The following is a 15703-nucleotide window of genomic DNA, read 5'->3' on the forward strand; positions in this document are numbered from 1 at the left end:
ATGGTTTGAATCCTAAAGCTAAGTAGGTTTAGAGGAACGCGTCGCTTTTTCCTACTTTTATTTTACGCCTTTTCACCGCATCTCTTCCTGTTTCCTGAGCACTGCAGAAAAGTAATTTATTCTTTTCCCGTCTCGGGTACTCGACTCGCAAACCGCGCTGGGTTCACCCGTTCATGGCGACCGCGAGGCGCACTGACGCCCAGCACGTCAGTCTAAAGCTAATAGGTCGGCAAAGCATCTGATCCTCAGACTCCCAACAAGTCATATTTAGTAGCGAAAGCCAATACCTTTACGCTGTCCACTCTTTCATTTTCCCATATGCACCTATTTACCCGCTTCATGAGCCCTTTGCTTACCCTGGGCGTGCTACTGTTCTGCTCGGGGGCAATTCACGGCCAGAACTCAGTCCTGCTCGATGACTTCAACCGGGCCGACTCGCCCACCGTAGGCAACGGCTGGGTGGAAACCGAAACCACGCCCGGTACCGGGGCCACGGTCACGGCGGGCCAGCTGCGCCTGAGCAGCGGCACAGTGGGCAAGGACTTTGTCAGCCGCGACGTGCGCACGCGCTACAGCCCGGTGCTCAGCGACAACGCTGGCCAGCTGACCTGGGCCTGGAATATGCAGCAGTCCCGGCCTAATCCCTCGGGTTTCTTGAACAACAACTACGGGGTGGCCTTTGTGTTGGCCGGCAGCACCGAGAACCTGCTTACGGGTAACGGCTACGCCGTCGTCTATGGCAACGGTGGGGCTAGCGACAGCCTGCGCCTGGTACGCTATACCGGCGGGCTCAGTGGCAACACGAACCTGAAGACGCTGGTGGCCGTCGCCGTGCCGGCCAACCCGACCACGGGCCCCTTCTCGACCGTACGCGTGACTTACTCGGCCGAGGAGAACACCTGGACCCTGGAGCAAACGGCCAACACCACGTCCTTTGACGACCCGACCACAGCCACCTTTACCCGTGTGGGCAGCCGCTCGGACGATACCTACACCGGCGTAGCGCTGCCCTATATCGGCTGCTTCTGGAACCACGCCACCACGGCCACCGAGGCGGCTGTCTTCGACAATATCTACGTAACGGCGCCCTGCACCCAGGATCCGGAGCCCACCCAGGCCGGCACGGCCAGTGGGGCCACGGGCATCACCAGCACGAGCGCGACGCTGAACTGGACGACCGGCAATGGTAGCGGGCGCCTGGTGGTCGTGCGCGGACCCGGGGCCAGCACGGCTCTGCCCAGTGACGGCGTTACGTACCCGGTCAGCGCCAGCTTTGGCACCGGCGGACAACTAGGTACGGGTGCCTACGCCGTGGCTACTGGTACGGCCTCCAGCGTGACCGTGCAGGGCCTGCAGCCCAACACTACCTACACTTACCAAGTCTACGAGTACAACGGGGCGGGCTGCGCCACCAACTACCTACAAAGCCCCTCCCAGGGCCCGACAGTGAGCGTAACCTTTACCACCCAGCCCTGCCAGCTGGCCACGGCACCCACCGCTTCAGCCACCGCGGCCACGGCGACGCTCTCGGGCACGCGCGGCGCCGTCGTGTCCTGGCAGCCGGGCAATGGCAGCGGCCGACTCGTCGTCGTGCGTGCCGGCCAGGCACCGACCACGCTGCCCGTGAGCGGCATGGTATACTCTGGCGGCAGCTCCTACGGCACGGGCTCGGCTCTGGCCCCCGGCGAGTTTGTGGTCTATTCCGGTACGGGTACCACGGTGACGCTTTCGAACCTACCCACCGGGCAAACCCTATACGTGGCCGTGTACGAGTTCAACGGCACGGGCTGCGCGACGGCCTACCGCACCACGGCACCGGCCACTGCGCAGCTGGTGGTGCCCACCCCACCGGTGGGCACGCCACGCTTCTTCTTTGGTAACCTACACGCGCACTCGGCCTTCTCCGACGGCAACCAGGATGCGGGCAGCTCCGGAGCCAGCACCCCGCTGCAGGACTTCCAATTCGCCGACGCCTCGCTGCACAGTGACTTTCTAGGCATTGCCGAGCACAACCACAGCCAGGCTGGCATGCAACGGCCCAACTACGCCATCGGCCTGCAGCAGGCCGACCAGGCCACCAACGCCGACTTTGTGGCCCTCTACGGCATGGAGTGGGGCGTTATCTCCGGGGGCGGCCACGCGCTGGTCTACGGGGTGAATGAGCTGCTGGGCTGGGAGCCGGGCAACTACGACGTGTACGTGCCCCGCAGCGACTATAATGCCCTGTTCCGGCAGATCAACAAACGCCCGGGGGCTTTCGCCACGCTGGCCCACCCGCAGAGCGGCGACTACAACAACTTGGCTACCGGTGCCTTCCGCGCGGTGGCCGACTCGGCTGTGGTAGGCACGGTGCTGCGCTCGGGCCCAGCCACCTCGACGAACGTGACCTACAGCAACCCCAGCAGTAGCAGCTACGAGAGCACGTTCACGGCCTTGCTGGCCAAGGGCTACCACGTGGGCATCACGCTCGACCACGACAACCACAACACAACCTTCAACCGCACCACCCAGGGCCGCCTGGTGATTGTGGCTCCCAGCCTGACGAAAGAGGCCCTGCTGACGGCCCTGCGCCAGCGCAGCTTCTATGCCTCCGATGACTGGAACGCGGAAGTCACCTATACCGTGGGTGGCCAGCCGATGGGCAGCATCTTCACGGCACCGGTTGCGCCAGCCATTGCCCTGTCGGTGAACGATGTAGACGGGGAGGCTATCCGCTCCATCACCCTGATGAAGGGCACACCCGGCAGCGGCCAGGTGGCCCAGGCGCTGACTTCGGTTGCCGGTACCACCGCTTTGACCTTCTCGGATGCGGCCCTCGCCACGGGTAGCACGGCCTACTACTACGCCATCATCCTCGAACAGGATGGGGACCGGATTGTCACCTCGCCCATCTGGTACACGCGCAACGTGGTTACCGGTACGCAGGCGGCCCAGCCGTCATTGGCCTTGCAGGTGTTTCCCAATCCAACCACCGGTAACAGCACACTTTCCTATTATCTGTCTGCCGCGGAGCCCGTGACCATCGACGTGCTGGATGCCATGGGCCGGACCGTGACCACGCTTCGCCAGCAAGTCTACGAAGCCAGCGGCTCGCACACGCTGACTGTTCCTTCGGAGCAGTGGCAGAGCGGAGTGTACCTGATTCGTGTGCTGCAAGGCTCTCAGGTCACCTATCAGCGTTTATTGGTCACACAGTAGCATAGCACTAAGGCACTAAGAAAGGCCCCGGCGTATCGTACGCCGGGGCCTTTCTGGTCACAGTAGGATATCCTGATTTCCACCTCCTCTTGTCATAAGCATATCTACTAGAGAGCAAGATGAATGTTTTGAACCGTAGTACTTTTTCTATCTTGATGGCCTTATTTTCTACGATATGAAAAAACATTTACTGTTTTGCCTTATTTGCTTTCTTCCGCATATGGTCGCCGCTCAATTCCCAATTGGAAGCGCGGCACTTCTGCTGGTGAACGGTGCCCAAGCAGGCTCTAAAGCCCTAAAGAACCGGGCCAACAAGCCAGGGGAGTTTGTGACCTATTTCCGGGTCGGCCAGGACTCGATAGCTAGCAAGCGCACGCCGGAGAACAAGTTGCGCGGAGCGGCATCGACCGATATTCAGGAACTGGAGCACTATCTGGCAGCTGCGAACGCAAAGTACCGCCAGCCGGAACAGGAGTTTAGTTTCGATAACGCTACTTCCTCGCTCTACATCCAACGCATCCGCACGCAACAACCCAAGTGGGACGTACTGCCTTATGAGCAGGAGGCCCAGTTCTATACTCAGCAGAGTAGGGCCCGCTACACGGCTGCCCGTGAACGGGAACAACTCGCCCGACAGCTCGCCCAACAAAAAGCGGTTGCCCGGCAGGATAGCCTCTTGCAGGTGGCTCGCCGCCGACAGGCAACGGCGGATAGTCTGCGAGCCGTTATTCTCGCCCGAGTCCGTCACGTACAGGATAGCCTCTCTGCGCTGGCTCAGCAACAACTGGCCACCGAGGACCCGGCCGCTGCCGTGGAAGCGACTACGAGCCAGCCTAAAGCGGTAGCCAGTTCCTATTCCGCTGTTACGCGCCCCACTAGCACCAAGGGGAAGGTAAAGGCCAAAGTGGCTCCTCGCCCCGCTGTATCCAGTGGCCCAAAAGTATATATCTGTGGCAATGGCCGCACCGAAGTCTACCATGCTAGTGAGGGCTGCTCGGCGATGAACCGGTGTACCTATCAAACCCTAATCATGCGGACTAAGGAGGCACAGGCGTCGGGGTTACGCGAATGTATGAAGTGCTTCTAGAAAGCCATTACAGGTAGGCTGGCAAGCAGCAGATACTACTATGCCGACAGGGTAGTCGTGTCTGCTGGTCTATGTTTGTTTGAGTGTGCTATTCCGTGTTAAGAGTCTAATGAGTAAAAGTCGGGCCTATATTTATCAGCTCTTTGATCCACACGATGGAGGGCAAGGACTTGAGCGTGTGTTCGATGGCATCCTCTTAGGACTGGTCCTGTTGAATGGGGCGGCTGTTGTGCTTGGTTCTGTGAAAAGCTTATATGCCTCGTACAAACCCTACTTTGTTGCCATCGAGGTTGTTTCGGTTTATGTATTTACCCTCGAATATGCCCTACGGGTGTGGTCGTGTGTAGAAGACCGCCGGTTTCAACGTTCTATCGGAGGTCGGCTACGCTTCATGCGTACGCCCATGGCGTTAGTTGATCTCTTGGCAATACTACCCTTCTACCTGTCCATTGCAGGCATTGATCTGCGCATTCTTCGGCTGCTACGCCTATTTCGTCTGTTGAAGGTGGCGCGTTATGTGCGGGCCCTGCAGGTAATTGGTCAGGTCGTTCGGCGTAAGCGCCCGGAATTGCTGGTGACTACCGGCGTAATTGGGCTGATGCTCGTGCTAGTTTCCAGCCTGATGTACGTGGTGGAAAGTGAAGCCCAGCCCGATAAGTTTGGTAGCATACCCGAAACGATGTGGTGGGGAGTCGCCACGCTGACTACCGTGGGGTATGGCGATGTCTATCCAATTACCGTGGCCGGTAAACTATTAAGTAGCATTATCGCTGTACTCGGGCTGGGGCTATTTGCTTTACCCACCGGAATACTCGCGGCTGGTTTTTCCGAGCAGCTTGCGCAACAGCGTATTGCCACGGAAGTACCCGTGTACTGCCCGCATTGCGGTCACAAACTGTAGGAGTTGTTGGTGCATAACAAGTAGTGAAGCTGTACATTAGGGGTTGGTTAACGGCCCACAATCATCATTGCAATGAACTTTCCCATAGACATCGGAGTACTTTATTTTAAAGTAATACTTTAGTTTTGCTACATGAAACTCCGGGACCGCTACCGTCAGCTACAGGATCCAGCCGTGGTCAAAGCCATGGTGATTCGCTCGGTGTATGCCTCCATGGCCCTGGAGAATCAAACGGTTTCTGTGGACCGCTTGGAAGCGCTCTACGAGCAAACCCAACCAGCTACCCCAGGGGCTGCAGCTGCGCGCTGATCAAGTGCTGGAGCGGCTGTAGATCATAGGCATCCGCTTGACGAATGGCCTGTAGATACTGCGCTCGGCCTTCTCCTTTCTCCCGTTGGTACAGGATTACTTCCTGGTAGCCATAGTTGTACGCCAATAGGTTTGTGAGCAAACGCGCCGTGCGTCCGTTGCCATTGGTAAACGGGTGTATGGCCACGAGACGATGATGGGCATAGGCCAACAGCTCCGCTACTTGGTCACGCGTGGGCTCCTCGGCGAACAACCCCATCCGGTGACGCAGTTCGTCAAAGAACTCATACAGCAGCATGGGGACCCGAGCGGCAGCCGGTGGCAGGTAAGCACCGACGTTCGGCACCTGTGTACGCCATTGCCCAGCCCACTCATAGAGATGGCCGAAGGCGCGCCGGTGCAGATCTTGTAGTAAGAAGGTAGATAGGTCGACTGGATACTCCAACTCCTCCAGCAAGTAGCGCTCGACGGTTGCTACGCCCAGCGCCTCCTGTTCGTTGAGTTCCTCCTTGTTGGTAATGCCGAGCCGATTGTCTTCCGGCGCATCGGTATAATGTCCCATTCCTATAACGTTACTGTTGCTGCTTTCGTAGCACGCTTTAGTAAGCGCTGCACGGACATGGGAAAGAACGCCTTTCCTCTTCTGGTTCGGTAGCCCGCCTCGTTGAGCTCATCGGCCATCTGCTGCAGGGTGTGGCCTTGCGCATGCAGCAGACTTACCAACCGGGCGGCCTGGCGGTTTTACTGGTTATCGCGGGCGTTGGCCTGGCGCACGTGCCGACTTTTCTCAATGGCTGCTGGCGTCAGGTTGGCCGGCGTCCCGAGCTGTGCCCCCCGGGCCTTCTTGGCGGCCAGTGCATCCTTCGTCCGTTTGGCGATGGTCTCGCGCTCGTGCTGGGCGATGACGGCGAAGAGCCCGACGGTAAGCGTGTTCGCATCGGGCATGTCACAGCAGACAAACTCCACCCCCGAGTCACGCAGGGCGAAGATAAACCCCGCATTACGCGAGAGTCGGTCGAGCTTGGCAATGAGCAGTACGGCGCCGTGTTGCCGGGCCGCGGCGATGGCGGCCGCCAGCTGCGGGCGTTGGTTCTTCTTCCCGCTCTCGACTTCGACAAATTCGCCCACCACGTGGCCCGCACTTGTAACGAAACTCTGCACGGCGGCTTGCTGGGCTTCGAGGCCCAGACCAGAGGCCCCTTGCTTCTGGGTAGAGACGCGGTAGTAGGGGATGTACTTCTTAGTAGTCGACGACAGCATCAAGGGGCGATTGGGAGGAAAGTTGGCGCAAGATAGCCGATATAACGTTTATTAAACGACCGTTTGTTAAAGGTTATACAGAAGATCTTTCGGTAACTTCTACCGATGTCCTCTTTAATAAGGACTGATAAAGTTTACTTATCAGTCCTTATCTTGTAGACGAGAAAAGCCTCGGTTTTCGGCGGCTTACTCCTTTATTATATAGCTACCGTGATCAACCTGCCCGCCGCCCCGTCCGCACCAGCTCCGCAAGTGCCCGCGCACTTGGTGGAATCATCGCATCGATACGTCGAGTCCGGCCTGCGCGGAGCGGCTAACACGGTGCGCGCCTACGCCGGCGACTGGAAACGCTTCACGGCTTGGTGCACCTTGCACGAGCTGACGTCACTACCGGCGCCGGTCGAAGCATTGGTGGGATTTCTGGCGGAGCTGGCCGACGCGGGGAAAAAGTTTGCCACCATTCAACGGCACGCGGCGGCCATTGCTAAGGCGCATGAGTTGGCTGGGCTGGACTCACCTACTGCCGACAAGAAAATAAAGGTGCTACTTAAAGGCATTGCCCGCGAGAAAAAGACTAGGCAAAAGCAGGCGCCGGCGTTTTCCCTGGCTTCGTTCAAGCGCACGGTCAAAAGCATCGACGTGAGTACGTCCGCCGGGCTACGCAATCGGGCCTTGTTGCTGCTGGGTTTTACTGGGGCATTTCGCCGCTCAGAACTCGAAGCGCTTAATATCGAAGATTTGGCGTTCGATGACGAGGGCTTAGTGGTCACGCTACCGCAGAGCAAAACTAACCAAGAAGGTCAGGCTGAAGAGAAAGCCATTTTTTACTCTCCGGATCCGGCATTATGCCCCATCCGATCCTTGCAAGCTTGGCTGCGGTTACTTAACCATGCTCAGGGGGCAGTGTTCGTATCACTGCGCAAAAACAATCAACTGACCGCTAGACGTATGACTACAAAATATATAAACCTGATTGTTCAGCAGTATTTGGGCACCCAGTACACGGCCCACTCGCTACGGGCCTCATTCGTTACGGTTTCCAAGCTCAATGGAGCAGATGATGGTAAGGTGATGAACCAGACTAAGCATAAGACTTCAGCGATGATTCGGCGCTACACACGACTCGACAACGTTCGCTTACATAATGCAGCTAAAGAGCTAGGGCTATGACTCATAGTGATTCTTTGATTGAAAATAGCGCTGAGGTACTTACATTTGATGCTTGAGTCTTTGTTTATGAAATTGCAAATATTGATTTTATCAGTGATGCAATTGGGATAAACTCAACGCAAACTAGTCTCAATACCCATTGAACTCTGAATACAAGAAATTCTATACTGCTAACTAATTTTCGAATGCAGTCTCTGAAATCTAATGGCGGCAACACAGAAAGAAAATAGAGAGAGTAACACTTCTCAAATAGACACACATAAGCATAAAGTATTTACTAGGGATGACTTTTCAAGGCTCCTTTTTAAATGTCACAATATCATAAGAAACAATGATAAATTGTCTCCGGAAGCTGCTTTTGATGAGATATCTAAAATACTGTTCATTAAAATAAGATATGAAAGAGAACAGAAGAGCAGTAATTCCATATTCTCAGAAGAGGAATTCTTAAATTTAAAAAAGAGTGACGAAAAAGTACGAGGAATCGATGCTTTATCAAAGCCATTTTATCAATTTTTCTTTGATAGCACTAAACGTGCTTTTGAAAAAGATGAATTATTCGATCCCAATGATTCGCTTAAACTACGTGAGTCAACCTTTTTATTAATAATTAAAGAGTTAGAAAAATATAATTTATCAGAAACTTCTGATGATGTAAAAGGAATAGCGTTCGAAGAATTTTTAGGCCGCACTTTTCGTGGTGAGCTTGGGCAATTTTTTACACCACGCACGGTAGTAGACTATATTGTTGAAGTATTGGACCCCCAAGAGGGGGAATTGATATGTGATCCTTGTTGTGGATCAGGAGGATTCCTGATTAAAGCATTTGAATATATTCGCACGAACATAGAAGCTGAAATAAAATCAGCAAAGACAGAGATTGATAGAGAAAGATCGAAAATAGAAAATAAATCATATTCAAAGGAGCTAAATAATTTAATAACATTTCTCGATACTGAAACTGATTTACAGAACACGAACGGAAGGCTTTACCAGCTTTCACATAATTGTATATTCGGTGTTGATGCGAACCCACGCATGGCTCGCACGGCGAAGATGAACATGATTATGCATGGAGATGGCCATGGAGGAGTACATCATCACGATGGATTACTTAATATCAATGGTATCTTCGAGGAAAGATTTGATGTTATTTTAACTAATCCACCTTTCGGTGCACGTATCGATAAGAGCCTACGTGTGACTGCTAATGACATTCCTCAAGCAGATAAGGTAACTCATTATAAAGCACAATATGGTGACGACTATGAAAGGTTGGTAGTTCAGCCGCTACGCGGATATGCACAATTCGATAGCGGTTCAGATAAACCAAAAGGAAAGCCTATAGTAGACTTGTTCGAGTTGAGTAATATATCAAGTTCTACAGAAGTATTATTTCTAGAAAGATGCTTAAACTTATTAAAGCCGGGTGGTCGTATGGGTATAGTTTTACCAGAAGGTGTCCTAAATAACTCTAATTTAACTAGAGTCAGGGACTTCATTGAGAGCAAAGCTAAAATTTTGAATATAACTAGCCTTCCAAAAGAAGTCTTTATGGCTTCTGGAGCTACCGTCAAGGCTTCTGTAATTTTCTTGAAGAAGTTTAGTGTCGACGAAAGAGTAGCATACCAAAAATTAGTGGACGAAAAGAATACAAATCCAAATATTAAGGATATAGATACTATTAGGAAAGCTATTAGAACCGAAACATCCTACACTGTGCCGTTAGTAGAAGTAAAGCACGCTGGTATCAGTAGCACTGGTTCAGCTACTGAAAATCAGCTACCAGCTATAGCAGCAGAATATGGGGAATACAGAATCAAAAATAGATTATGGCACGAGCCAGAACGTCCTTATTATATTATAGACTTCTCAGCCAAGCCAAAAATATCGCGCGTTAAGAGCAATTTTTCTGACACATTAAACAAAAGCACGTTTGTAACACGACCAGATCATACTGATAATAACAGATCAGAGTACCTTATTCGTTCTAATAACAGCAATAATCGTTTACAATTTACTGAACTCAAAGACTTATTAAATTGGAGCGTCCGGTTTGCAATCGAGAATAAATTCAACTATAATGATGCATATCCATTGCACCGTTTAGGTGACTTTTTACAACGCAATAAAAATGAGCTTATAATCATGGATGATATCGAATACAAACGTGTTAACATAAAAATCAATAATCGAGGCGTATATTTAAGAGACAAAAAGCTTGGCCGTGACATTGCCACAAAACGGCAATTTTATCTCAAAGCTGGTCAGTTTGTGCTTTCTAAAATTGATGCAAGAAATGGCGCTCTAGGCATTGCACCTAGAGAGTTAGATGGTGCTGCTATCACAAACGACTTCTTAGCTTTTGACATCAACACAAGCCTGATTAACCCCTACTTTTTATCACTCTTAACTGGCACTAAAGAATTTATACGTTTTTGTCAAAGCTGTAGCAGTGGTAGTACAAATCGTCAACGCCTAGACGAAAATTTGTTCTTAAATGTGGAAATCCCCTTGCCACCATTGTCAAAACAGGAAGATATGATAAAAGACCATCTGCGAGCTCAAGAATTGAGAGCTGAAGCTGAAAAGCTCGAAGCAAGAGCTTTAGCAAATTTTGAAACAGAAATTTTCAAAGCAAGATAAACCCGCAAACTCAAGATATTTGAAACATGAGACTTAATTTTTTTCACATAAAAGATAAATTTAAAAATTTAAATAATTTTAAACTAGACTTTTCTGGAAAGAAGGGTATTACGTTATTAATAGGCAACAACGGAAGCGGTAAAAGCAATATATTAGAAGCACTAACAAGTGTTTTTGCCGGGTTATATGACCCTAGGTATAATCCATCGTTTTCCTATGATCTTGAATATATACTTGCAGATAAAAAGATTTTAATAAATTTTGATGGTCGGGTCTATAATGTAAAAGTAGACGAATCGGATGATGTAGTTAGTAAGCAGATACTTCCGAGCCAGGTTGTGTGCTCGTATAGCGGTGAGGAAAGCCGGCTCTGGGATAACTATTACGAACCTTTTTATAAGGAGTATATAGATTCATTAATCAGAGGCGCGTTTCCAACTTCTGAAATGGTATATATAAATAAGTATTATTGGAACGTAGCACTTCTTACTTTCCATCTATACAATTTGGATGATTTTACTGAATTAAGAGATTTTTGTCTTAATGTTTTAGGTATAAAGTCAATCGACGCCATCGAACTTCACTTCGATAACAATACGCTGTTAAGATGGAGAGATAACCCTGTTACGGAACTTGTAAAACAACTTAACCCAAACAGAGAACAAATTGTCCGTTTTACATTAGAAGAGCTTAAATCCAAGGTTGAATACCTTGGCAGCGAGAGAACATTTTTTCGCTATATAGCAGCCGCATTTCTACCTAAAGGGAATAAACTAATTAACAAGATAAATATCGAAATTAACAATGGATTACCAGCAACATCTCTAAGCGAAGGAGAAAAGAAATTAATTTTAATACAAGCTGTACTTGAAATAGTGAGTGATGAAAACTCATTAATATTATTAGATGAACCTGACTCTCATGTTCATATATCTAGGAAAGCATCGTTTCAGAAACTATTAGCTTCATATGAAAATAGAGAAAATGTAATAACCACTCATTCGCCAACTCTCACGCATTCATTTGACAAAGATCATATCGTCATGCTAACCAAAGATTCAGACAACAATGCTGTTGTTGAATCTAAAGAAAAACAAGAAGTAATACATTCACTAACCGACGGTATATGGTCATATCAGGAGCAAAATATATTTCTAAATTCCCGGAATGATATTCTGCTCATCGAAGGTAAATCAGATGAAACTTTCCTGAAAAAAGCCTTAGAAGTTTTAAAGTTATCCGACTCAAGATTCTCAGATCTTGAATTCGAATATTTGCCTTGTGGAGGCGCTGAAGGGGTGAAATTAATGACGAAGAAATTTACTCCTAAACCAGGCCAGCATATTATCGCTCTATTCGATAGAGATCAATCAGGATGGTCTGCTGTGAATAAAATATTTGAACGAGAAAAACCAAACGTTTATAACACAAATAATTTCGGAGGTTATAGACAAAAGGGCTCAATCTGGGTAGCTATGTATCCTGTAAGGCCTACTTATAGAGGTGGGGACAATTTTAATATAGAGGATTATTTAAGTAAAAAGTTATTGAATAAATATATACTTCGTGCATTCAAAGGGCTTGACACCGTAGTAACAAAAGACAACATAAAAAAGTCTTTGGAAGCTGATTGCTCCACTTTCCCAAATGATGAGTTCAAGGACTTCAAACACGTCTTTAATATGATACTTAAAATAAAGGAGTCTTAATATTCGTCATCTTAGTACCGACAATGAAGGGTTATCGGTACTAAGATCGCTTTCACAATCTATGGTGTAGTGCTTAATCAGGTATAATATATCAAAGTATCTTACACCAATCACGCGCTGCAGATAACCGTAAATGGCAGCTGGTACGTCTCCATCAAATACAACTCTGTTACTGCGAGTAAGTCTAACTGGTCTTCTGAAACCTGGGCTTTGGACAGACCAGGCTGCACAATGTACACGGCCATTTCCACCGGCAGTACGCGAGCCCGTTTCTCGAGCTCCTTAAGCTTTGCTACCGTACCGATGTCGAAGCGGCTGGCCTTGCCTTGCTTCGCGCGGTTGCCCTCGCGCAGTTGCAAATGCTTAAATAACTGTACTGGATCGTGATACCAATGGACGCTCTTCTGGGCTTGCCCACAGACTTCATATAAATCCTTGATACGGGCTCCTGGTGTTGTTTCCTGTGAAAACTTGCAGTGATAGAGTTCGATACGAATTTTGTCCAGCGTTGCCCGAATAGCGACTACGTCCGCAGCCTCATAGCTGTCGTCGTCATCGAAAATAACATCGTACCCCGCTTTTTTGAGCTCTTGAATGACGCGGTACTGAATGGTATTGCTGCTACGGGCGAGCCCTTGGGATTCGAGTTTCAGGTTGACGCCCGTCCAGTCCCAGTCCACGATCTTGTCCGTATCGTATGGCAAGTGATCCGGCTCTATTTTCAGCAGTGTGTTGTACTGAATCATGGATCGGTCGTGAAAAAAGAAGGTGGGCGGTTCTTTTTCTAACCAGTCCGTCAAGGAATACGATTTGCGGCCGGAGAGCACCGAAACAGCACCTGATATCGGTTGGTAGCTGGCCCGTTTGTCGACAAACACCATTTCGTACACCGCCGAATGCCCGTCACTAAACAGTTCGAAACGGATCGGGTTATAGTCGTCCAGTGTGAGCACGCGCAGTCCCACTTCGTATAGGGGAAAGCTGATCCCATTGATAGTAAATTCAACTGTGTGCTCTGGACGGGCCAGCACACTGTCGGACCATTCCATGCCTAAGGGCACAGCTTCGGGCCGCTGTTCCAGGGGCTCAGACTTGACCAGATGCTTGAAAATTTCCTCGGCATTGATGGTCTCGTCGAGGATCTTCTCGCCGACTTCGTCGCACCATTCCACCCACTGCAACACCGTGCCGGCAGTGCGGTAAGCCCAAATTTTACCCTTAACCGAGCATCCTGCCGTTACTTGCTTGGCGTCGCGGTAGCCGTACCCGAACGTATTAGATTTGCCCTTTCCCGTCTGACTGGCCTGTGATAGCCCTTGGAAAACGTCCGACCCCATGTGCATGGTAAAGCGCACGGCACCGCCGATGATGTGGCTTAGTCCTAAGTTTGTTAGGGCTAAGCGGGTGATGCCGTGTAGGATGCGGAACACGTCGTTGCCCCGCTTCATGACCACAGTGGGCCCGAATAAGGCCTTGGCCAGCTCCTCATGCATCGTCCCACGCACCGTGCTATTGATGTAAAGCAATCGTTGATCCGCATTCCAATAAAGCAAATGCAGGTCCCACACGGTATCGCGTAGCTCCCGCGTCGTCCCCCATTCGACCGACTCGGACTGTTTAGTTACCACGGCCACGACATTGCGCTGTGCATTGATGCTGGGTGGGTCGAGCCGCTGCTCCGGCTTGAACAATTCGTCCAATGCCTCCAGTCGCCACGCCTCGGCCGGAGTCGCATACACCACCGTGCTCATCTTCGGCGTGACGTTTTGCAGCGAGTAGAATTTGGGTAAGGGTTCAAATCCTCGAAAAAATTCCGATAAGTCTTCCTGGCGTCCGGTGGTGGCGCCGCTGAGTTGTCGTAGCAACACGTTCCAATCGGCGTCCTCGGCAAATAGCTCCCGAATCTCGGCCTGCACTTCCGCGTCGGCCAAGTTCACAATTACCATGGCGTCACCTAAGGTGCGCTTGAAACGCGTAAACCGCCCGGTAAACTGCAAGGTGATGGCCAGGCTTTTGTGCGGGTCGTGGATGGCAGCGATTTTGAGTTCGGGCAAATCGAAACCCTCTCCCAGCATGTTCACGCAGACTACGACTTTCGAGCGCCCGGTCCGCAAGTCGTTGATGCAGGCCTTCTTTGTTTTATCAGGTAAGTCACTGTGAATCAGTACCGGATTTAGCCCTGGGTAGGCTTCGTAATACTTAATCACCTGCTTGGCGCGCTCCACTTTGTTGGTCCGGGCCATGATCAGGTGCTCGTGGCCATCCGCCGCGTCTGCGGCCAATGTCTCCACCGCAATCTGGGCAATTGCCTGGTCTGCCGCTTCAGGGTTAAACTCCCAGATGTGCTGAAAGCGAATCAGCTTGAAGTACTCTTCCTGTTGCGCCTTTGCTAACGGGTAATTGAAGATAATTTTCCCTTCGACGTGCTTGCGGTCGTTGCGGAAGGGGGTGGCGGTAAACTGCAAAATGCGCCGCACTGCAAACGCCTGCTTAACTTGTGTCCAGGTGGGGGCACTGATGTGGTGTGCCTCGTCGATGAATACGTGCGAGCAGTGGTCCACCATGCGCTGCAGCGCGGGCTCCGCGCAACGGTGCAGGATGTCCATGGTCGTGATCACCACGTTGCAGGGAATGAACACCTCGTCGACCTGTTGCTCGATTTGCAGCGATTTGGTAAGCCGGGCCGTAACGGGGTAGAGTGACTCGGCGGCAAGAATACCCAGTTGGCGCAGTAGGCCCATGGAGACAAACTTGTGGCCGATTTGCGTACGCAACGCGTCGCTGGGTACAACCACTAGCAACCGCTCGCACCGTTGGTGTACAAAAGCGGTCAGCATGGTCTCGGTTTTGCCCGTTCCCGTCGGCATCACGATGGTGGCCGGCTCCTCGCTGGTCTTCCAGTGTGCTAAGGCCGCGTACAAGGCCCCTACCTGCGGGGAACGCAGCCCCGAGAGGATTTCCTGCGTTTCTTCATTTTCCTGCTCTTCCACAATGCTAACCCGACCGGTCCATGAGCGGCGCACGTGGCGGGCGTGTTCATCGGTAGCTGGGAGGGGCAATGGAACGGGTGTCATCCACCGCGCACGCGTACGTTGCGCCTCTTCGGTAGAAGCCGGGAACAACCCATCGTCGGCCAGCAGTACATGCCACCCCGATTCGGTTAATGCAAAGCGCCTCTTGGTCACAAATACCGGCTCGCCTGAGGGCAGGTTGAATTGGTAGCCCCGTACGCCGTCCAATGTGGCTGGTATGGGCGAGGCTTCTTGGATGACCAAACCAGGATGCTCTAATTGCTCGACGATAGCGCCGTGCGCTGAAGCTTGAACACGATATTGTGGCGGCAAGTATAAATTTTGACTAGGCATAGGATAGGAAATGCAGCGGATGCTTGTCACCGCGCCGCAACTGTTACGATCGTTCGTG

Annotated in this window: 11 protein-coding genes; 7 read left to right on the top strand and 4 right to left on the bottom strand. The window is 51.1% G+C overall.

Translation table 11 applies throughout. From position 1 onward, the window contains the following. Positions 1-318: 318 nt before the first annotated feature. The 4 genes from E5K02_RS23425 (at position 319) to E5K02_RS25715 (ending at position 5495) form a co-directional block, all read left to right on the top strand. The gene (locus tag E5K02_RS23425; protein WP_135398589.1) at positions 319-3198 is read left to right on the top strand and encodes a T9SS type A sorting domain-containing protein; all 2880 of its coding nucleotides are present in this window, start codon (positions 319-321) and stop codon (positions 3196-3198) included. Between the two features lie 175 nt (positions 3199-3373). Further along, on the top strand, positions 3374-4285 hold the full coding sequence (locus E5K02_RS23430; RefSeq protein ID WP_135398591.1) for a hypothetical protein: 912 nt from the start codon (positions 3374-3376) through the stop codon (positions 4283-4285). Between the two features lie 109 nt (positions 4286-4394). Beyond that, entirely contained in the window at positions 4395-5186 is a 792-nt protein-coding gene (locus E5K02_RS23435) for an ion transporter (RefSeq protein WP_135398593.1), read from the top strand. A gap of 132 nt (positions 5187-5318) precedes the next feature. Continuing rightward, positions 5319-5495 carry a hypothetical protein gene (locus E5K02_RS25715; protein WP_167856563.1) on the top strand — a complete coding sequence of 59 codons (177 nt, stop codon included), beginning with the start codon at positions 5319-5321 and terminating at the stop codon, positions 5493-5495. On the opposite strand, the gene E5K02_RS23440 is transcribed toward E5K02_RS25715, so the two are convergent. From E5K02_RS23440 to E5K02_RS23445, 3 genes are read right to left on the bottom strand one after another with little or no spacing between them, the layout of a single operon-like run. Further along, positions 5467-6057 (bottom strand): Fic/DOC family protein, encoded by a 591-nt coding sequence (locus E5K02_RS23440; RefSeq protein ID WP_135398595.1) that lies wholly within the window; start codon positions 6055-6057, stop codon positions 5467-5469. The genes E5K02_RS25715 and E5K02_RS23440 overlap by 29 nt on opposite strands. Before the next feature lie 2 nt (positions 6058-6059). Beyond that, complete coding sequence (locus E5K02_RS26195; RefSeq protein ID WP_317128927.1) at positions 6060-6218, bottom strand: recombinase family protein; 159 nt, start codon at positions 6216-6218, stop codon at positions 6060-6062. Between the two features lie 18 nt (positions 6219-6236). Beyond that, entirely contained in the window at positions 6237-6755 is a 519-nt protein-coding gene (locus tag E5K02_RS23445) for a recombinase family protein (RefSeq protein WP_317128928.1), read from the bottom strand. Positions 6756-6965: 210 nt separating this feature from the next. Here E5K02_RS23445 and E5K02_RS23450 point away from each other — a divergent pair, with 210 nt between their 5' ends. From E5K02_RS23450 to E5K02_RS23460, 3 genes are all read left to right on the top strand, one after another. Further along, the gene (locus E5K02_RS23450; RefSeq protein ID WP_240737427.1) at positions 6966-7925 is read left to right on the top strand and encodes a tyrosine-type recombinase/integrase; all 960 of its coding nucleotides are present in this window, start codon (positions 6966-6968) and stop codon (positions 7923-7925) included. Between the two features lie 204 nt (positions 7926-8129). Then, complete coding sequence (locus E5K02_RS23455; protein ID WP_135398597.1) at positions 8130-10571, top strand: N-6 DNA methylase; 2442 nt, start codon at positions 8130-8132, stop codon at positions 10569-10571. Positions 10572-10597: 26 nt separating this feature from the next. Next, complete coding sequence (locus tag E5K02_RS23460) at positions 10598-12280, top strand: ATP-dependent nuclease (protein ID WP_135398599.1); 1683 nt, start codon at positions 10598-10600, stop codon at positions 12278-12280. A 110-nt stretch (positions 12281-12390) separates the two neighbouring features. Here the strand turns inward: E5K02_RS23460 and E5K02_RS23465 are convergent, their stop codons facing one another. Continuing rightward, on the bottom strand, positions 12391-15645 hold the full coding sequence (locus E5K02_RS23465) for a DEAD/DEAH box helicase (RefSeq protein ID WP_135398601.1): 3255 nt from the start codon (positions 15643-15645) through the stop codon (positions 12391-12393). Positions 15646-15703: the final 58 nt, after the last annotated feature.

The sequence above is a fragment of the Hymenobacter metallicola genome (assembly GCF_004745645.1).
GTDB lineage: Bacteria > Bacteroidota > Bacteroidia > Cytophagales > Hymenobacteraceae > Hymenobacter > Hymenobacter metallicola.

Bases quoted from the DNA above. Each gene is read 5' to 3' on its own strand.
- E5K02_RS23425 (WP_135398589.1), top strand. From the start codon at position 319: ATGCACCTATTTACCCGCTTCATGAGCCCTTTGCTTACCCTGGGCGTG.
- E5K02_RS23430 (WP_135398591.1), top strand. From the start codon at position 3,374: ATGAAAAAACATTTACTGTTTTGCCTTATTTGCTTTCTTCCGCATATG.
- E5K02_RS23435 (WP_135398593.1), top strand. From the start codon at position 4,395: ATGAGTAAAAGTCGGGCCTATATTTATCAGCTCTTTGATCCACACGAT.
- E5K02_RS25715 (WP_167856563.1), top strand. From the start codon at position 5,319: ATGAAACTCCGGGACCGCTACCGTCAGCTACAGGATCCAGCCGTGGTC.
- E5K02_RS23440 (WP_135398595.1), bottom strand. From the start codon at position 6,057: ATGGGACATTATACCGATGCGCCGGAAGACAATCGGCTCGGCATTACC.
- E5K02_RS23445 (WP_317128928.1), bottom strand. From the start codon at position 6,755: ATGCTGTCGTCGACTACTAAGAAGTACATCCCCTACTACCGCGTCTCT.
- E5K02_RS23455 (WP_135398597.1), top strand. From the start codon at position 8,130: ATGGCGGCAACACAGAAAGAAAATAGAGAGAGTAACACTTCTCAAATA.
- E5K02_RS23460 (WP_135398599.1), top strand. From the start codon at position 10,598: ATGAGACTTAATTTTTTTCACATAAAAGATAAATTTAAAAATTTAAAT.
- E5K02_RS23465 (WP_135398601.1), bottom strand. From the start codon at position 15,645: ATGCCTAGTCAAAATTTATACTTGCCGCCACAATATCGTGTTCAAGCT.